Here is an 18,638-nt window from a genome sequence, read left to right as displayed (position 1 = left end):
TTTGTTGGTTCGAAACCAGTAGGAGAATATGTTTATAAACTAGGTAGTGAAAATTTAAAACGTGTTCAAGCGTTGACAGGTGCTAAAAACCATACCATTGTTTTAAAAGATGCAGATTTACCTGAATCGGTTAAAAACATCGTTTCGGCAGCATTTGGATCAGCAGGCGAGCGCTGCATGGCTTGTGCGGTAGTTGCTGTAGAAGAAGAAGTAGCAGACGCTTTTATCGCTGAACTGAAAAAACAAACAGCTGAAGTAACAATTGGTAATGGTTTAGAAGATGGCATTTTCTTAGGTCCTGTGATTAGTGATGAAAGTAAAGTACGTACAGAAAAATATATTGAAATTGGTTTGAATGAAGGTGCTGAACTTATTCGTGATGGACGTGGCGAAGGGAGTGGCGATGGTTACTTTGTTGGACCAACGATTTTTGATAAAGTGACGCCTGAAATGACAATTTGGAAAGATGAAATTTTTGCACCCGTTTTATCAATTGTTCGCGTAAAAGATTTGAAAGAAGGCATTGCAATTGCAAATGAATCAGAGTTTGCGAATGGCGCGTGCTTATTTACCAACAACGCTTCAGCAGTGCGTTACTTCCGTGAGAACATCGATGCAGGTATGTTAGGGATCAACTTAGGTGTTCCAGCACCGATGGCTTTCTTCCCATTCTCTGGATGGAAATCATCGTTCTTTGGTACGTTGCATGCGAATGGAAAAGATAGCATTGATTTTTACACTCGCAAAAAAGTTGTCACAGCACGTTACCCTAAATCATATATTTAAAGAGGAGTGAACCAGATGGCGGATAATAAATTATTAGTCAAACCAAAAAAAGGGCAAGTCGTTCATGAAGTGAATGAAACTAATTCAGAGCTCTCTTATGTGAGTTTGAAAGTTTTGGAGTTAGAAGTTAACGAAGCCTATATCGAAACATTAAAAGACAAAGAGTGCTGTATTGTAGCCCTTACAGGTCAAATAACAGTGACTGAAGGTGATAATAAGTTTGAGAATATCGGCACGCGTCACTCAGTATTTGAAAAAATACCGACAGATAGTGTTTATGTCTCAAACGGCCGTCAATTTGGAATCCGTGCAGATAGCGAGGCAAAAGTTGTCCTCGCTTATGCACCATCTGCAAAACAGTTGCCCACTACGCTCATCTCTGCAGCGGATAATACAGTTGAACATCGCGGGAAATATGCGAATAAGCGTATGGTACACAATATATTGCCTGATTCTGTCACGACAGCAAATAGCTTACTAGTCGTAGAGGTTTACACTGAGGCTGGTAATTGGTCGAGCTATCCACCACATAAGCATGATCAGGATAATCTGCCAGAAGAATCGTTACTTGAAGAAACGTATTATCATGAAATGAACCCACCACAAGGCTTTGTCTTCCAACGCGTTTATACTGACGATCGTTCAATTGATGAGACGATGACGGTAGAAAATGGTGATGTGGTCATTGTTCCTGCTGGTTATCATCCAGTTGCGGTACCCGATGGTTACACTTCTTACTATTTAAATGTAATGGCTGGGCCAACAAAAAAATGGCAATTCCACAATGATAAACCACATGAATGGATTTTAACAAGAGATTAATATGAAGGAGTGTTGAAGAGAATGCTGATTAAAACGGATGATACTAAAAAATATGATTTAATTGCAGTGGGACGAGCGTGTATTGATTTGAACGCTGTAGAATTTAACCGTCCAATGGAAGAAACAATGACTTTTGCAAAATATGTGGGTGGCTCTCCAGCTAACGTCGCTATCGGTTTAGCCAAACTAGGTTTAAAACCAGGCTTTATTGGAAAATTAGCAGATGACCAACACGGTCGTTTTATTAAAACGTACATGACAGCTGCAGGTGTTGATATGGAAGAAACTGTTCTAGATACAGCAGGTCATAAAACGGGATTGGCTTTTACAGAAATTAAAAGTCCATCAGAATGCAGTATCTTAATGTATCGAGATGAAGTAGCTGATTTATATCTTGAAGCAAGTGAAGTGGACGAAGCGTATATTAAACAAGCACGCTTATTATTGGTCTCAGGGACAGCGTTATCAATGAGCCCATCACGTGAAGCGATATTGACAGCAGTAGCCTATGCCAAAAAGAATGATGTACCCGTTGTGTTTGAATTAGATTACCGTCCTTATACATGGCAATCATTAGAAGATACGGCTGTTTATTATAGCTTAGTTGCAAATCAAGCAGATATCATCATCGGAACACGTGATGAATTTGATCGTCTAGAGAATAAAGAAGGGGGTAAGAACGAAGAAACGATTGCTGCATTATTCCAACATAGCGCACAATTAATTGTCATTAAGCATGGTGTAGAAGGATCGTATGCTTACACCAAAGCAGGTGATGTCTATAATGGTAAAGCTTATAAAACAAAAGTTCTTAAAACATTTGGTGCGGGTGATTCCTATGCAGCTGCATTTATATATGCCGTTCTGGCTGGAAAATCAATCGAAACAGCATTGAAATATGGTAGCGCATCGGCTTCAATCGTTGTGAGTAAACACAGTTCCTCTGATGCTATGCCTGATGTTGCGGCAATCGAAGCATTGATTCAAAGTCACGAATAACAAGGAGGTACATAAATGGAAACGATTCGTTTAACGACATCACAAGCGTTGGTGAAATTTTTAAATCAACAATATATTGAAATTGATGGTATTGAAACACCCTATGTTGAAGGTGTTTTTAATATCTTTGGGCATGGTAACGTGGTGGGGATTGGTCAGGCTTTGCAAGAATCTCCGGGTCATCTGAAAGTGTATCAAGGTAAAAATGAGCAAGGCATGGCGCATGCGGCAATGGCCTATAGTAAGCAATTGAATCGTCGTAAAATCTTTGCAGTAACAGCATCTGCAGGCCCGGGTTCGGCTAACATGGTAACAGCAGCAGCGACAGCGTTTGCTAATAATATACCCATGTTACTCTTGCCTGCTGATACTTTCGCTACACGTCAGCCTGATCCGGTTTTACAACAATTGGAACATGAGACAAGTTATGCGATTACGACGAATGATGCTTTTCCAGCGGTATCGCGCTATTTCGATCGTATTCAGCGTCCTGAGCAACTGATGAGTAGTTTGTTGCGAGCGTTTGAAGTGATGACAAATCCAGCAACAGCAGGTCCTGCAACTCTTTGTATCTCGCAAGACACTGAGGGAGAAGCGTATGACTATGATGTGAACTTCTTCCAAAAGAGAGTGCATTATATCAACCGTCAAGTCCCTACGACACGTGAAATTGAAGGTGCTATTCAACGCATTCAACAGAGCCAACGTCCTGTTATTATCGTAGGTGGTGGTGCTCGCTATTCTGAAGCGGCAGAGATATTAAAAGCATTATCGCTTAAACATAATATCCCATTGGTAGAAACACAGGCAGGGAAATCAACTGTCACCAGTGCGTTTGAGAATAATTTGGGAGGTACCGGCATATTGGGTACTTCAGCAGCAAATCAGGTGATTTCAGAAACAGATTTAATTATTGGTGTGGGTACGCGTTATACTGATTTCACCACATCATCAAAGACGGCATTTGATGAGAAGACAGCTTTTTTAAATATAAATATTAATCGTATGCAAACCTATAAATTAGAAGCGTTTCAAGTGGTCGCAGATGCGCGTGCTGGCTTAGAAGCAATTGCTAATGGATTAGGTGATTATACAACAACATATGGCGAAGACTTTCGTAATTATAAAGCGAAGTGGAATGTTGAGCGTGAGCGATTAGCCAACGTTAAATTTAACCGTGAAGCGTTTACGCCTGAGATAAAAAATCAATTTGATCAAACAATCATGAACGAATACGCCGATGTGCTAAAGACGGAATTCACACAAACGGCAGCTTTGATAACGGCGAATGAAACGGTGAAACCAGACAGCATTGTCATTGGTTCAGCAGGCTCATTGCCAGGTGATTTACAACGCCTCTGGAATACAACAGTACCTCATACATATAATCTAGAGTATGGTTATTCGTGCATGGGGTATGAAGTCGCAGGTGCATTAGGCGCAAAATTAGCAGCACCTGAACAAGAGGTTTACGCAGCGCTTGGAGATGGTAGTTTCTTAATGCTCCACACGGAGTTGGTTACGGCTTTACAATACAATAAAAAAATTAATCTATTATTATTTGATAACGCTGGTTATGGCTGTATTAACAACTTGCAGATGGAACACGGAAGTGACAGCTACCACTGTGAGTTACGTGATAATAACAACACGATCATGAACATTAACTACGCTAAAGTAGCCGAAGGTTATGGCGCTAAAGGTTATACCGTCAGTACGAAAGAAGAATTAGTAGCCGCAATCAAAGATGCAGAAAAACAAACAGTTTCAACTGTCATTGAAATTAAAGTATTGCCAAAAACCATGTCAGATGGTTACGATGCTTGGTGGCATGTGGGTGTATCAGAAGTGTCGGATAAAGCGAGTGTTTTAGCAGCGAATACGACAAAAGAAGAAAAATTACAGCAGGCTAAAAAATACTAGGAGGTTCCATAATGACAATTAACTGGGGAATCGCGCCGATTGGTTGGCGAAATGATGATATACCTGAAATTGGTAAAGATAATAATTTGCAACAGCTTTTAAGTGATATCGTTGTTGCTAATTTTGAAGGGACAGAAGTGGGCGGCTTCTTCCCAGACGCTGAAACACTCAACAAAGAGTTGGCGTTACGTGATTTGAAAATTGCTGGGCAATGGTTCAGCAGTTTCATTATCCGTGATGGCATACAAAAAGTTGAAAGCGCATTCAAAGAACACTGCGAGTATTTGCGAACAGTTAATGCTGCCGTAGCGGTAGTTTCAGAGCAAACGCATAGTATTCAAGCATTAGGAAATAATGTATTTACAGAGAAACCCACTTTTACGGATGAAGAATGGGATGTATTAACAACAGGACTTGATCGTTTGGGAGAGATTGCAACAACTTACGACCTGAAACTTGTTTATCATCATCATATGGGGACAGGTGTACAGACCGCTGAAGAAGTGACGCGGTTATTAAATCAAACAACACCAGAAAAAGTGCATTTATTATACGACTCAGGTCATATTTTTGTATCCGATGGTGATTACCTCACGTTGTTTGATGAACATGTTGATCGTATTGCACATATTCATTTTAAGGACGTGCGTGCTGACGTTTTAGAAATTTGTAAAGCAGATGGAAAATCATTTTTAAATTCTTTTCTAGCGGGAATGTTTACCGTACCAGGCGATGGTATCATTGATTTCACGCAAATCTATGCTCGCATAAAAGCAGCGGGCTATAGTGGATGGATTGTGATTGAAGCAGAGCAAGATCCAGCAAAAGCAAATCCGTTAGAATATGCGTTAAAAGCGCGTCGTTATATTGATGATAAACTGTTGGAAAACTAACCCAATCTAGGAGGTTTTTGTGATGAGTGCAGACGGTAAGATGATGAAGCAGCAACGGTCACCCAAGAAAAAATTAAGTCTGGTGACATGGATTTCAACTTTTGGTGGGCTATTATTCGGTTACGATACAGGCGTTGTGAATGGAGCCTTGCCTTACATGGCAGCTTCAGATCAACTAAATCTTACACCTGTAACTGAAGGGTTAGTAGCGAGTTCTTTAACTTTTGGTGCCGCTTTTGGTGCGATTATCGGGGGACAATTCTCTGATAAAAAAGGACGCCGTAAATTAATTATGTACTTAGCAGTTATGTTTTTTATTGCAACAATTGGTTGTTCCATTGCACCGAATATTGAAGTGATGGTTATCAGTCGTGTATTGCTTGGTTTAGCAGTCGGTGGTGCATCAGTTACTGTACCAGCTTATCTGTCAGAGATGTCGCCAGCCAATCGACGTGGACGTATGGTCACCATGAATGAATTGATGATTGTTACAGGGCAGTTAATGGCCTTCACGTTTAATGCGATTTTAGCGACAACGTTTGGTGACGTCAGCCACATTTGGCGTTACATGTTAGTGATTGCGACACTTCCAGCTGTGATTTTATGGTTTGGGATGTTAGTGATGCCAGAAAGCCCACGTTGGCTAGCTTCAAAAGGCCGGTTTGGTGAAGCGTTAGCGGTGTTGCTACAAGTGCGTGAGAAAGAAGAGGCGCACGAAGAGATTGAAGAGATTAAGCAGCATTTAGAAGAAGAAGACGCTATCCAAAAAGCACGTTGGAAAGATTTATCAATTCCATGGATACGCCGGATTGTTTTTATCGGTATCGGTATTGCCGTTGTGCAACAAATCACTGGAGTTAACTCGATTATGTACTACGGAACCCAAATTTTGAAAAATGCTGGTTTCGGAACACAAGCGGCCATTGTGGGTAACATTGCCAATGGGGTCATCTCTGTAGCCGCAACCTTTGTTGGTATTTGGTTATTAGGTAAAATTGGTCGACGCCCCATGTTAACCATTGGTTTAATTGGAACGACCTCCGCACTGACATTGATTGGTATATTTTCATATGTACTCGAAGGATCAGCGGCACTGCCATACGTCGTCTTATCGCTCACAGTTACGTTTTTAGCTTTCCAACAAGGTGCTATTTCACCAGTCACCTGGTTAATGTTATCTGAAATCTTCCCCTTAAAATTACGAGGCTTGGGAATGGGTGTAACAGTCTTCTGTTTATGGATTACCAACTTCTTAGTCGGTTTTTCATTCCCGATTTTACTGGATGCTTTTGGATTGTCAAACACGTTCTTCATGTTTGCGGTTCTAGGTATAGGGGCTATCATCTTTGTACGAAAAGTATTGCCAGAGACAAAAGGTTATTCATTAGAGCAATTAGAATACTTCTTCAAAAATCATGTGAAATTCAAATAAAAAGGAAAAATGGCTTTCCTTAGAACATTTTGTTCTAGGGGCGCTATTTAGAGGAGGAACTTAAAATGGTATTAAACATTGGAGTTATCGGAACAGGCGCTATTGGACGCGAACATATTGGTCGATTAACAAACACATTAGCAGGATCTAAAATTGTAGCAGTGACAGATGTCAATCAAGAGGCTGCTCAAGATGCAATTGCGACGTATCAATTAGATGCCGTTGTTTATCCGGATGACATTAGTTTGATTGCAGCAGATAATGTGGATGCGGTTGTTATTACAAGCTGGGGGCCAGCACATGAAGGGAGCGTTCTAGCAGCGATTGCAGCTGGTAAATATGTTTTCTGTGAGAAGCCATTAGCGACAACTGCAGCTGGTGCACGACGTATCGTTGACGCTGAAATTGCAGCCGGTAAAAAATTAGTACAAGTTGGCTTTATGCGTCGTTACGATGAAGGGTATCTAGGGTTAAAACAAGCGATTGATAATAACGAAATCGGCGCACCGTTAATGTTACATTGTGCACACCGTAACCCAACAGTTGATGAACGTTATTCAACAGATATGGCAATCTCAGATACATTAATTCATGAAATTGATGCCTTGCATTGGTTGATTGATGATGATTATAAATCGGTGCGAATTGCTTTCCCACGAAATACTAAAAATGCACGTGAAGGGTTACGCGATCCACAAATTGCTACTTTGGAAACAAAAAACGGCGTGATTATAACGGTTGAAATTTTTGTTAACTGTCAATATGGTTACGATATTCAATGCGAAGTAGTAGGTGAAGAAGGCATTGTGAAATTACCGGAATTCTCAAACATTGTCACACGAAAAAGTGGGAAATTAAGCCAAGAAATTTTATCTGACTGGAAATACCGTTTCACACGAGCTTATGATGTTGAGTTGCAAGATTTTGTTGATTCTATTAAAACAAATGGTGCGCCACAAGGTCCTACTTCATGGGATGGCTATATTGCAGCGGTGACTGCAGATGCTTGTATCGCTGCTCAAACAAGCGGCGCAGTTGAAACAATTGCTTTGGATGAAAAACCGGCGTTTTATAATTAAAAATTAAGCTTATTGGAGGGTGACTGATGAAATTAGCATTTGATCCAAGTATGTATCGCGACAATATGAGCATAGAAGATATGATTTATAAAACAGCAGATTTAGGTTATAAATACATTGAAATGAGTCCGCGTGAAGATTTTATTCCTTTTTACAAATATCCTAAAGTAGACAAGGCAAAAATACAATCCATTAAACGTTGTTTACGTGATACGGGATTAGAAATATCTTCATTACTACCTGTTCAGTATTGGGCAGGTCCAGATGAATCAGCCCGTCAATCGGCCGTTCGAAACTGGAAACGAGCGATTGAAATTGCAGTGGAGCTAGATGTTGATTTAATGAACAGTGAATTCAGCGGGTCTAAATATCAACCCGTTGAATGTGAAGCGAAATTTATCCAATCAATGGATGAGTTGATGCCGGTGTTTGAAAAAGAGGGGATACGTTTGAATCTACAGGCACATCCCTATGATTTCATTGAAACAAATACAGGTGCGATTGATATGATTCGTGCATTAGATAAAGATTGGATTAAGCTGGTATATTCAATTCCTCACGCCTATTTTTATGATGATGGTATTGGCGATGTAGGTAAACATTTAGATGACGCGGGTGATTTGCTTGACCAAGTGCTATTTGCGGATACGTATAACCATAAGGCAGCTTATGGTTTACGCTATATTGTCAACCCGCCAGATGCAAAAGTAACCGTGCACCAACACTTAAATATTGGTGAGGGTGAAATTGATTTTGATACTATTTTTCGTAAACTAAGAGAAACGAAATTTGATGGTATTGCGACAAATGCTGTATTTGCTTGGGCAGATCAACCAAAAGCATCAAGTGATTTTATGATTAAAGCAATGAAAGACGGTTTACGCGGTCTCGATATACGTTAAGGAGGATGAGAAAATGAAGTTAGCATTCAATCAGGCAACGACACTAGAAAATTCAACGCTCGAAAAAGATTTAGAACTCTGTGAACAACAAGGTTATGACTATATCGAGATACGAACGATGGATAAATTACCTGAGTATCTGGAAACAAATACAATGGCAGACTTAAAAAACTTTTTTGACACACATCAGCTTAAGCCGTTGGCATTAAATGCGTTGGTCTTTTTTAATAACCGTGATGAAGAGGGGCATCAAGAAATTATCCAAGAATTCAAAGCGATGTTAGTTACAGCTCAAGAGCTTAATGTACCTTATATCGTGGCGGTGCCATTGGTTACAAAAACTAAATTTCACAAACAAACGATTCAACAAGATTGTGTTGCTGTATTACGCGAAATGTCTGACTTAGCAAAAGCTAGTGGTGTTAAAATTGCGCTTGAATTTGTTGGTCATCCTGAATGTACAGTCAATACGTTTGGTCAAGCGTACGATATTATTGAGGCAGTAGATCGTGAGAATGTTGGTGTAGTCTTTGATTGTTTCCATTTCCATGCAATGGGCTCTAATATCGCTGATTTGGAACGAGCAAAAGGCGATAAAATTTTCATATTACATATGGATGATACCGAAGACTATCCAATTGGTTTTTTAACAGATGATGACCGTGTTTGGCCAGGGCATGGCGCTATTGATTTAGAGACACATCTGAAAACACTGCGTAAAATCGGTTTTAAAGGAGTCGCATCAGTCGAATTATTCCGTCCGGAATATTATCAAATGTCTGCTGAAGAAGTGATTAGGAAAGCAAAAGATACCACTCGCGAAGTATTGCAGGCATATTATTAAACTGAGGCATCTTGATGCTCAGAGAAAGGTGGGGCTTTAATGACAATTGTTAATATGAAGGCGATGTTGAATCATGCCTTGGAGAATGAATACGCTGTGCCGCAGTTTAATTTAAATGGGTTACCGTGGGCAAAAGCATTTTTAAAAAGTGCACAAGCTGAGCAATCTCCGGTTATTATCGCGGCCTCTGATCGTGTTGTTGATTTTCTTGGTGGTTTTTCAACTATCTTTGTCATGGTAAATGAATTAATGAAAGAATATAATATAACGGTACCTGTTGCTTTGCATTTGGACCATGGCCGCAGCGTTGAACGATGTAAAGCCGCGATTGATGCAGGTTTCACTTCCGTTATGATTGATGGATCGCATGCGACGATTGCTGAGAACATTGAAATGACGAAAGCGGTGACCTCATACGCGCATTCACGTGGCGTTACAGTAGAGGCTGAAGTTGGTACCGTAGGTGGTAATGAAGATGGCTTGATAGGCGGTATACAATATGCTAAATTGGAAGACTGCGTGGCGTTGGTGGAAGAGACGGGTGTTGATGCATTGGCGGCGGCATTAGGTTCAGTTCATGGGCAGTATGTCGGTGAGCCGAAATTAGGGTTTAAAGAAATGTCTGCCATTTCAGTAGCAGTAGGCATTCCGCTAGTATTGCATGGGGCATCAGGAATTCCAGAAGATCAGGTCAAGCGAGCAATTAAGTTAGGGCATGCAAAAATTAATATTAACACGGAAAATAATATTGCTTTTGCAGAAGTGTTGCGACACATGCTGACAAAAAATCAAACGTTGTTTGATCCACAAGCCTATTTAAATCCTGGACAAACAGCAATCGAGGTTGCTGCAATTGCAAAAATGCGAGAGTTTGGTTCAAGTGGAAAAGCATAATATGACATGAGAAGCAGGAAAAGGTAACCTTGACAATGAGTTGTCGATGTTACCTTTTTTGCATTTATAATAGATGATCAACCTGTTCGTTAGAAAAATGTTAGAATAGTAAGGTGAAAAGTGGAGGAGTTGAGTCAATGGAACTGAAACAGTATACAAGTGACGATTTTATGCTTTATTACGCGTTAACGCAACATGAATCTGTCATGCGCTATATTACAGGTAATGCCTTAAATGAGGATGAGACAGCACGTAAGTTTGACAAAGTCATGAGATACAACGAAAACAATCGAACAACAGGGCATTACCGTGTCTATTTTGAGGGGAAATATATCGGGTATGGAAAAATCACTATATCGAATAAAGAGATTGAAGTAGGTTATATGCTGTTACCAGCATACACTGGCCGTGGTCTTGGCAAAAAATTGTTAGCGAAATTAATTGATTATGCGAAGAAAGAAGATACGGTGTATGTCATATTTGCGATTATTCAATCTGAAAATGATATATCGCGAAACTTATTAAAGTCGTTTGGTTTTCAAACGGTCGCAGTGTATGAAGAAAATGGTACGCGGTGTGAACGTTTAGAATTAGCTAATTGATTGAAAACGTAGAAAAGGCATCAAACTCGATGAGGAGCTTGATGCCTTTTTGTAGCTTTATTTATAAACTTTAACGTTTACTGTACGGCGTCCCCAGTTATAACATGCGTTTACTGAGTTCATATGAACATCTATTTTTTTGCCACGAATAGCGCCGCCGGTATCGCCTGCAATTGCTTCACCGTAACCTGGCACATAAACTTTACTTCCAAGTTTAATTACTTTTGGATCAACAGCAATTACTTTTGATTTTTTTCTTAAGTCAATTCCAGTCGCAGTATAATTGCTCATACCTCGTTGTGCGCGACTGTATGCAGATGAACTAACGCGGACCGTTTTAAGAACTTTCTTAGCAGGTGCTTTTTTCTTAACAACTTTTTTCTTAGCAGGTGCTTTTTTAACTGCCTTTTTCTTAGTCGTTGTTTTTTTAGCTGCTGATTTCTTAGCAGGTAGTGTCAATACTTGACCTACGCGAATAGTATTAGCGTTTTTAATTTTATTTTTCTTTTGTAATTCAGATGCATTCACATTATGACGTTTAGCAATAAGGCTGAGTGTATCGCCACTCTTTACTTTAACGCTAGCTGCATTTACTGAAGTTGTTGGTAATAAGCCAGAAATAGCAATAGCTCCAATTAATAAGCCACTAATTATATTTTTCTTTAATCGATTATTTTTGGTTTGCAATTTAAGCGACCACCCTTTTACGTATTGAATAACTATTAATAATTATAACCACAAAAGAGTATTACTATGTTACAAACATGTAACGATTAAATAATAATATGAAGTCAAGCTCATTTTTCCGACTGATAATCAGTGTTTTGTGTGAGATCAACATCTTTTAATGGAATGATATGAGTTTTATTTTTGAATTTGAATGAAAGGTAAAGAATAATAAAAATTGGCAAAGCAGCATAGCTAATGAGCACTTCATCCCATTTGAAATTAAGAACTGATTGATAGTTTTGACCGATGATAACTAATAAACAAAGTGCAAGTGCAATGATGGAACCAATCGGGAACCAAGGTGCTTTGTATTTAAGCAGTGAGAGGTCTTTGTTTTGTTTAACATAGGCACGTCGGAAGCGATAATGGCTAATAGCGATGCCTGCCCATGCTATAAAACCTGTCAATCCACTGGCGTTAACGAGCCACAAATAAGCGTTAGGGCTGACGAATGAAAGGCTATAAACTGCGAAAGTCGCAACAAAGCAAATGATTAACGCGACGAATGGAATACCAAAACGATTTGTGCGTTGGAAAATTTTGCCAGCAGCACCGTCATGTCCCATTGAAAATAACATACGAGAAGCTGCAAATAAGACAGAGCTTCCAGAAGAAAGGATAGACGTTAAGATTATTGCATTCATGATAGAAGCGACGAAAGCTAAGCCAGCTCGTTCGAATACTAAAGTGAAGGGGCTAGTTGTAATATCGCTCCCACCCATTAGAGCAGGGCTTGTATACGGGATAATAAGGCCGATTACTAATATTGTTAAGATATAAAACAATAAGATGCGCCAAAACACTTGTTTAATAGCCTTAGGAATACTTTTTTCGGGTGTTGCGCTTTCACCAGCCATGATTCCAACGGATTCACTACCTTGAAAAGAAAATCCGGCAATGAGGAAAATGCCTAAGAAAGCCAAAAAGCCACCGTTAAAAGGCGCGTTTCCTGTTGTGAAATTTTTAGTTCCAATAAATTCTCCACCAAGAATACCGAAAATAGTTAGAACGCCAATAATCAGAAATAAGATGATTGTAATTACCTTGATTAAAGCAAACCAAAATTCACTTTCGCCATAAAATTTTACTGAGAAGGCGTTGAGTGTGAATATTAAAGCAAAGAAGAGTAAACCCCAGAGTAGTAATGAAGTGTGCGGGAACCAATAACGCATGACGAGGGCAGCCGTCGAGATATCAACAGCGATTGTGATGATGCCGTTCAACCAATAGTTCCAACCAACGGCAAATCCAAAGGCTGGGTCGACAAAACGATTACCGTAGGTGGCAAATGATCCCGATACAGGGAGGTAAGTTGCCATTTCACCAACGCCTGTCATTAAAAAATATACCATCGCGCCGATTAAGACGTAGGCAAGCAAAGCGCCGCCTGGACCCGCTTGAGATATTGCTAGTCCGCTGGACATGAATAAACCGGTTCCGATTGCACCACCAATGGCGATCATTGAAATATGTCTTGTTTTTAATTTACGTTTTACTTTTACATTTTTTTCCATGTGTACATCACCCATTTCCAATTATAGCCATTCGAAAATAAAACATTTTGCTTTATCACGCTATCAGACTAAAGTGTTTTTGATAATCCTATTAAACACCATAAAATGAAAAGTGTCAATGGCTTATGAGAATAAGTACAATTCTCGTGTTAAGAAGCGATATCATTTATAATAAAAGTAACAAGGATAAAGGGGAGACATCATGACTAAAATTATATTTGTTCGACATGCTGAAAAGGAAAAAAATATTGAGGTTGCTGATCGAGAGCGTCCGCTCACAGCTGCGGGGATTTTAGCAAGTGAGGCTTTGGTTCAGCAGTTAGAGGCTTACTGTTTTGATCGTATTTTTAGCAGTCCGTTTAAACGAGCGATGGATACTGTCGAGCCGTTAGCGAAAGCGAATAAACTTAATGTAGAGGAAGTTATAGCTTTGCAAGAGCGTTTGGTTAAACGAGCAGGAATAGAAAAACCAGATGATTATGTTGCGCGCCAATGGGAAGATTTTAATTACAAATTAGCTGGTGGTGAAAGTTTGAATGAAGTTCAAAAACGATTAATTGATACGATTGAACAATTAGTCATTGCCTTCCCAACAGAAACAGTATTAATTGGAACACATGGCACAGCATTAGCAACAATTTTAAATTATTATGATGAAACATTCGGTATCGAACAATATAAGAAATTGAAACCTAAGATGCCTTACGCTGTAGAAATGATCTTTCAAGGAAAGAAATTAATAACAACCAACGTGTTAAAATTAAGTTAAGGGGTGATGATTATGGTAGCTAAAAATATATTTAGTCGCTTATTTGATCAAGAATCTGCAAAGGTTGAAAAACAATTACAGCAAAAACTAATCATTACAATGGTAGGAGATGTGAATGCGGGGAAATCTTCAACCATTAACCGCATCTTAAATCAAGAGGTTGCTGAGGTGGGTGCTAGCCCGGGTAAAACGACGAGTATTTCCGAGTACGACTATGGTGATGGTGTAGTATTGGCAGATACGCCAGGGTTAAATGATATCGTGACAAATAATTCGGCCGTAACGCAGGCGTTTTACCAATCGTCAGATATGATATTGTTTTTCTTGAATGCTGCTGGTACTGTTTTCTCGGAAGTAGAAGACAAGGCTTTAAAAATAGTAGCTGCTGAAAATCCTAATATTATTATTGTGTTAAATAAAATAGATGCTTCTGATGATGTGCCCACACAAATCGCCTTCATTAAAGAAAAAACAAATAATAGTTATCCGGTTATTCCTGTAAGCTCACGTACAGGTGAAAATATCGATCAACTGGAAACTGAGATGCTTAATCTAGCAACTGAAAATAAAAAGGATTTGGTGTTGGCAAAAAAGTTCAAAAGTAGGTCATCTGTCGCGAACAAATGGATTGTAGCGGCAAGTGCATCAGCTGGAGGTGTGGGTGTAACGCCTATTCCTTTTGCCGATTCGTTAGCTTTGTCAGCCTTACAGATTAGTCTCGTGCTTAAGTTGGCCAATTTGTATGAATACTCAATTACTAAAAAAAATCTGCAAGAAATGATGCTTCCTTTAATTACGACCACAGTTGGACGAACCTTAGCGGGATCAATAGCGAAAATTGTTCCAGGTGTAGGTACGTTAGTGGGTGGCGCAATAAATGGGGGTGTAGCTGCTAGTATTACGGCAGCGATTGGGTATTCATTTAAAACCATTTTTGAAAAAGAGTGGAAACTTGATGCAAGCACTATTCAATCCGTTTTTTATGATTTTCTAAAGAAAGAAAAAAAGATTAAAAAGTAATGTGTGTTATATCTGTACTAGTCTAACGGAATATGAAAATATAACAGAAAGTTAACTAAACTGTAACAGTTTTACTGTTTTTCCTAATGTAATCAAGCTTTTTTTATTGTATAATGGTGATGTAGTCATTCGTTAGAATAAATATAAAAACTGTATCATATCTATTGTGGATATAATTAGTACAATAAAATGAAAAGGTGATGATTGTTATGACAAAGGAAATAAAACCCGTATCGACAGGCGCAGATCTTTTTGTAGATACATTAATCAATAATAAAGTGGATTATGTTTTTGGTATTCCAGGAGCTAAAATCGATAAAGCGTTTGATGTTTTAGCTGAACGAGGACCAGAGGTTATTGTTTGTCGCCATGAACAAAATGCAACGTTGATTGCACAAGGCGTGGGGCGTATTACAGGGAAACCAGGCGTTGTATTAGTAACGTCGGGCCCAGGTGTTACAAATTTGGCAACAGGATTAGTAACGGCGAACGCTGAAAGTGATCCTGTTTTAGCAGTCGGAGGTAATGTAACCCGTAAAGATAGCTTGAAACGCACGCACCAATCAATGGACAATGCTGGTTTTATGAAACATGTTACAAAATCAAGCGTTGAAGTTTTAGACGCTGAAGCCATTCCTGAAGCGATGACAAATGCTTACCGTGAAGCAATGATGGGCCGTCCTGGCGCAACGTTTGTTAGTATTCCGCAAGATGTTATTAGTGCCAAGGATGTTCACGCGGCAGCTATTCCAGCGGTATCCGCACCACACTTAGGTTCTGCATCAAAAAAAGATGTTGAAAAATTAGTTGAGCGTTTAAGCGAAGCTAAATTACCAGTCTTTTTATTAGGAATGCGTGCAAGTTCTGTTGAAGCAACCGCAGCTATTCGTGATTTTTTAACAAAACACCCTATGCCAGTTGTTGAAACATTCCAAGGTTCAGGAATTATTTCACGAAAATTAGAAAATAATTTTTATGGTCGTGTAGGTCTCTTCCGTAACCAACCAGGCGATGTTTTACTGAACAAAGCAGATTTGGTTATCACGATTGGATATGACCCCATCGAATATGATCCGATTACTTGGAATCCTGATAATGATAGTACAATTATTCATCTTGATACTGTTCCAGCTGATATCGATCACAATTATCAACCTGTTACAGAACTTGTTGGTGATATCACAGAAACACTTGAATTAGTGACAGAAAAATTAAGTCGTTTAAACTTCGGTGAAGAAGCACAAGCGATTTTGAAAAATGTCCGAGACATGCAAAATAACCGCCCAATTAAAGCACCTGCACTTGAGGATCAAACACGAGTTCACCCAGTGACATTAGTAAATACACTTCAAAAAATGATCACTGATGATATGACAGTCACCGTGGATGTTGGTTCTATCTATATCTATATGGCGCGTTTATTCCGCAGTTATGAACCACGTCGTTTATTATTCTCTAACGGGATGCAAACTCTTGGTGTCGCATTGCCTTGGGGTATTGCAGCGTCACTCGTTCGTCCGACTGAAAAGGTTATCTCAATGTCGGGGGATGGCGGCTTCCTCTTTTCAGGTCAAGAGCTTGAAACAGCTGTTCGTCTAAAATCGAATCTTGTTCACTTAGTTTGGAATGATGGAACATACGATATGGTTGCTTTCCAACAACAAAAAAAATATGGTAAAGATGCTGCCGTTAAATTAGGACCAGTCGACTTCGCTATGTATGCAGAATCAATGGGCGCAAAAGGCTTACGTGTGGATAAAGTTTCTGATTTAGAAGCGGTATTAGCAGAAGCATTAGCAACAGAAGGCCCTGTTGTTGTAGATATTCCGGTCGATTACCGTGACAACATCAAATTAGCAAATATTGTCATGATGGATACAATGAACTAGAAAGAAGGTTGTGGAAATGTCTGAAACAAAAGCGAACCATTTATTTCAACACTCGACAATGGGTGCATTAGTTGGCGCTCAATTTGCTGGCTCAATCACATTTTCAGAGTTGTTGAAACAAGGTGATATTGGAATTGGTACATTACATGATTTTGATGGGGAATTAATCGTTATTGACGGGAAACCGTATCAAATTAAATCTGATGGTCAAGCCTATCTCAAAACACCAGAAGAAACAACGCCCTATGCGACAGTGTCTCACTTTCAACCGAAATTAAGTTTTGAAGTAACGGGTGGTAAAACACGTCAAGAAATCGAAGCGAAAATACGTGAGTATGAAACAATCAGCCCGAATATCTTCTTTGCTGTAAAATTAACCGGTGTGTTTCGTTCAGTCGATACACGCGTTGTTCCTAAACAAACGCGACCTTATCAACCGCTTGTTGAAGCTGTAAAAAAACAACCCGTTTTTCATTTTGAAGAAGTAAAAGGGACTGTATTAGGTTTTTGGACGCCGACCTATTTTCAAGGTATCGGTGTTGCAGGCTATCATCTTCATTTTATTAATGAAGACCGTACAGCAGGAGGACATGTATTTGCTTATGACATGTTAGAGGGTACAGTCGAAATTGCACCACAAACCGATTTTCATCTCCAAGTACCCAATACAAAAGAATATTACGAAGCCGATTTAAATAACCCCAATATGGTGGCTCAAATTGAAGAAGCTGAAAACTAACGATTAGCGTTAAAAATTATAAGACAATCTTTTGATTAAATATTTATCAAAAGATTGTTTTTTTTGTTTGAAAATAGAGGGAAGTTTCATCATTTTTTATTTCACAAAGATGAGCGGGCTGTTTTTTTAATGTACGTTATGAGCGTTTTATCATTGGGAACAAGTTGTGTTTTCTTTTTGTAGGTTAACGGAATTTAAACCGCTTTATGCAGGGTTAATATTTAAATTAAGCGTTTTTTTTGGTATGATGTGATTGAGGAGGTGAGTAAAATGGAAGAAGTACAGCTAATCGATCCGATAGAAACGAAGCGCTTGCTTTTAATTCCCTATTACAGAGAATATGTTGAAGCAACAATAGAGGGGCATGCTGCATTAGAAAAGCGCTGTGGTTATAAAGTTGCTGAAGAGTGGCCGGGGATTGATTTTTTCTTTTACTTACCATTCGCTTTAGAACAGATGCGTGATAATCCGATGGATGCTCAATGGACACGTTTAATTGTCTTAAAAGAAACAGGCGAAGTTATTGGTGAAATTGGGGGACAAGGGACACCAACTGAAACAAAAGAAGTCGAATTGGGTTATTCGATTGTCCCTCGCTGCCAAAATAAGGGCTATATGACCGAAGCGATTGAAGCGATGATACGTTGGTTTATCTCAGAAAAAATGACACGTATTACAGCGAAGTGTTTTACATACAACCTTGCATCCAAACATGTGTTACAAAAAAGCGGTTTTGAGTTAGATTATTGCGACAAAGATATTATTTATTGGTACTACCCATTGCCAGAGGACGTCGTATGAC

The 18,638-nt window shown here is 39.2% G+C and carries 18 protein-coding genes; 16 read left to right on the top strand and 2 right to left on the bottom strand.

The features are described from left to right. The 11 genes from IKV95_RS00610 to IKV95_RS00560 form a co-directional block, all read left to right on the top strand. A partial coding sequence (locus tag IKV95_RS00610) for an aldehyde dehydrogenase family protein (protein WP_287451296.1) occupies positions 1-786 on the top strand: 786 nt, incomplete at its 5' end. Positions 787-801: 15 nt separating this feature from the next. Then, positions 802-1,608 (top strand): 5-deoxy-glucuronate isomerase, encoded by an 807-nt coding sequence (gene iolB / locus IKV95_RS00605; RefSeq protein ID WP_029092513.1) that lies wholly within the window; start codon positions 802-804, stop codon positions 1,606-1,608. A 21-nt stretch (positions 1,609-1,629) separates the two neighbouring features. Next, the gene (gene iolC / locus IKV95_RS00600; protein ID WP_029092512.1) at positions 1,630-2,607 is read left to right on the top strand and encodes a 5-dehydro-2-deoxygluconokinase; all 978 of its coding nucleotides are present in this window, start codon (positions 1,630-1,632) and stop codon (positions 2,605-2,607) included. 15 nt (positions 2,608-2,622) lie between these two features. Beyond that, complete coding sequence (gene iolD / locus IKV95_RS00595; RefSeq protein WP_029092511.1) at positions 2,623-4,530, top strand: 3D-(3,5/4)-trihydroxycyclohexane-1,2-dione acylhydrolase (decyclizing); 1,908 nt, start codon at positions 2,623-2,625, stop codon at positions 4,528-4,530. A gap of 11 nt (positions 4,531-4,541) precedes the next feature. Beyond that, entirely contained in the window at positions 4,542-5,423 is an 882-nt protein-coding gene (gene iolE, locus IKV95_RS00590) for a myo-inosose-2 dehydratase (protein ID WP_069120705.1), read from the top strand. Positions 5,424-5,466: 43 nt separating this feature from the next. After that, a complete protein-coding gene (locus IKV95_RS00585; protein WP_029092509.1) occupies positions 5,467-6,855 on the top strand; it encodes a sugar porter family MFS transporter in 1,389 nt (462 codons plus the stop codon). Between the two features lie 65 nt (positions 6,856-6,920). Continuing rightward, positions 6,921-7,934, top strand: coding sequence for a bifunctional inositol 2-dehydrogenase/D-chiro-inositol 1-dehydrogenase (iolG, locus tag IKV95_RS00580; RefSeq protein WP_029092508.1), 1,014 nt, complete (start codon positions 6,921-6,923; stop codon positions 7,932-7,934). Between the two features lie 26 nt (positions 7,935-7,960). Then, positions 7,961-8,836 (top strand): sugar phosphate isomerase/epimerase family protein, encoded by an 876-nt coding sequence (locus IKV95_RS00575; protein ID WP_069128850.1) that lies wholly within the window; start codon positions 7,961-7,963, stop codon positions 8,834-8,836. 13 nt (positions 8,837-8,849) lie between these two features. Beyond that, on the top strand, positions 8,850-9,680 hold the full coding sequence (locus tag IKV95_RS00570) for a sugar phosphate isomerase/epimerase family protein (protein ID WP_069125172.1): 831 nt from the start codon (positions 8,850-8,852) through the stop codon (positions 9,678-9,680). 39 nt (positions 9,681-9,719) lie between these two features. After that, entirely contained in the window at positions 9,720-10,574 is an 855-nt protein-coding gene (gene fba, locus IKV95_RS00565) for a class II fructose-1,6-bisphosphate aldolase (protein ID WP_029092505.1), read from the top strand. A 137-nt stretch (positions 10,575-10,711) separates the two neighbouring features. Beyond that, positions 10,712-11,176: a GNAT family N-acetyltransferase gene (locus IKV95_RS00560; RefSeq protein WP_287451295.1), complete on the top strand. Its 465-nt coding sequence runs from the start codon at positions 10,712-10,714 to the stop codon at positions 11,174-11,176. Positions 11,177-11,233: 57 nt separating this feature from the next. Here IKV95_RS00560 and IKV95_RS00555 read toward each other — a convergent pair whose 3' ends face one another. Together IKV95_RS00555 and IKV95_RS00550 are read right to left on the bottom strand one after the other, a co-directional pair. Further along, the gene (locus tag IKV95_RS00555; protein ID WP_069128848.1) at positions 11,234-11,863 is read right to left on the bottom strand and encodes a 3D domain-containing protein; all 630 of its coding nucleotides are present in this window, start codon (positions 11,861-11,863) and stop codon (positions 11,234-11,236) included. A gap of 110 nt (positions 11,864-11,973) precedes the next feature. Next, on the bottom strand, positions 11,974-13,419 hold the full coding sequence (locus IKV95_RS00550) for an amino acid permease (RefSeq protein ID WP_029092502.1): 1,446 nt from the start codon (positions 13,417-13,419) through the stop codon (positions 11,974-11,976). Positions 13,420-13,621: 202 nt separating this feature from the next. On the opposite strand from IKV95_RS00550, the gene IKV95_RS00545 reads away from it, so the two are divergent. From IKV95_RS00545 to IKV95_RS00525, 5 genes are all read left to right on the top strand, one after another. Continuing rightward, positions 13,622-14,188, top strand: a complete 567-nt coding sequence (locus IKV95_RS00545; RefSeq protein ID WP_029092501.1) for a histidine phosphatase family protein — start codon at positions 13,622-13,624, stop codon at positions 14,186-14,188. A gap of 12 nt (positions 14,189-14,200) precedes the next feature. Further along, on the top strand, positions 14,201-15,208 hold the full coding sequence (locus IKV95_RS00540; protein ID WP_287451294.1) for a YcjF family protein: 1,008 nt from the start codon (positions 14,201-14,203) through the stop codon (positions 15,206-15,208). A 200-nt stretch (positions 15,209-15,408) separates the two neighbouring features. Then, complete coding sequence (gene alsS / locus IKV95_RS00535; RefSeq protein ID WP_029092499.1) at positions 15,409-17,097, top strand: acetolactate synthase AlsS; 1,689 nt, start codon at positions 15,409-15,411, stop codon at positions 17,095-17,097. A 16-nt stretch (positions 17,098-17,113) separates the two neighbouring features. After that, complete coding sequence (gene budA / locus IKV95_RS00530) at positions 17,114-17,836, top strand: acetolactate decarboxylase (protein WP_029092498.1); 723 nt, start codon at positions 17,114-17,116, stop codon at positions 17,834-17,836. Between the two features lie 288 nt (positions 17,837-18,124). Further along, positions 18,125-18,637 carry a GNAT family N-acetyltransferase gene (locus IKV95_RS00525; protein WP_069120739.1) on the top strand — a complete coding sequence of 171 codons (513 nt, stop codon included), beginning with the start codon at positions 18,125-18,127 and terminating at the stop codon, positions 18,635-18,637. Position 18,638 lies beyond the last annotated feature (1 nt).

This window comes from Brochothrix sp. (genome assembly GCF_017549435.1).
GTDB classification, from domain to species: Bacteria; Bacillota; Bacilli; order Lactobacillales; family Listeriaceae; genus Brochothrix; species Brochothrix thermosphacta.
Note: the sequence above shows the minus strand (reverse complement) of the source record. Positions and strands in the feature narration are given on the sequence as shown.

Bases quoted from the DNA above. Each gene is read 5' to 3' on its own strand.
- IKV95_RS00560 (WP_287451295.1), top strand. From the start codon at position 10,712: ATGGAACTGAAACAGTATACAAGTGACGATTTTATGCTTTATTACGCG.
- IKV95_RS00545 (WP_029092501.1), top strand. From the start codon at position 13,622: ATGACTAAAATTATATTTGTTCGACATGCTGAAAAGGAAAAAAATATT.
- iolC (WP_029092512.1), top strand. From the start codon at position 1,630: ATGCTGATTAAAACGGATGATACTAAAAAATATGATTTAATTGCAGTG.
- IKV95_RS00570 (WP_069125172.1), top strand. From the start codon at position 8,850: ATGAAGTTAGCATTCAATCAGGCAACGACACTAGAAAATTCAACGCTC.
- iolE (WP_069120705.1), top strand. From the start codon at position 4,542: ATGACAATTAACTGGGGAATCGCGCCGATTGGTTGGCGAAATGATGAT.
- iolB (WP_029092513.1), top strand. From the start codon at position 802: ATGGCGGATAATAAATTATTAGTCAAACCAAAAAAAGGGCAAGTCGTT.
- IKV95_RS00550 (WP_029092502.1), bottom strand. From the start codon at position 13,419: ATGGAAAAAAATGTAAAAGTAAAACGTAAATTAAAAACAAGACATATT.
- budA (WP_029092498.1), top strand. From the start codon at position 17,114: ATGTCTGAAACAAAAGCGAACCATTTATTTCAACACTCGACAATGGGT.
- alsS (WP_029092499.1), top strand. From the start codon at position 15,409: ATGATTGTTATGACAAAGGAAATAAAACCCGTATCGACAGGCGCAGAT.
- iolG (WP_029092508.1), top strand. From the start codon at position 6,921: ATGGTATTAAACATTGGAGTTATCGGAACAGGCGCTATTGGACGCGAA.
- iolD (WP_029092511.1), top strand. From the start codon at position 2,623: ATGGAAACGATTCGTTTAACGACATCACAAGCGTTGGTGAAATTTTTA.
- IKV95_RS00575 (WP_069128850.1), top strand. From the start codon at position 7,961: ATGAAATTAGCATTTGATCCAAGTATGTATCGCGACAATATGAGCATA.
- IKV95_RS00585 (WP_029092509.1), top strand. From the start codon at position 5,467: ATGAAGCAGCAACGGTCACCCAAGAAAAAATTAAGTCTGGTGACATGG.
- IKV95_RS00540 (WP_287451294.1), top strand. From the start codon at position 14,201: ATGGTAGCTAAAAATATATTTAGTCGCTTATTTGATCAAGAATCTGCA.
- fba (WP_029092505.1), top strand. From the start codon at position 9,720: ATGACAATTGTTAATATGAAGGCGATGTTGAATCATGCCTTGGAGAAT.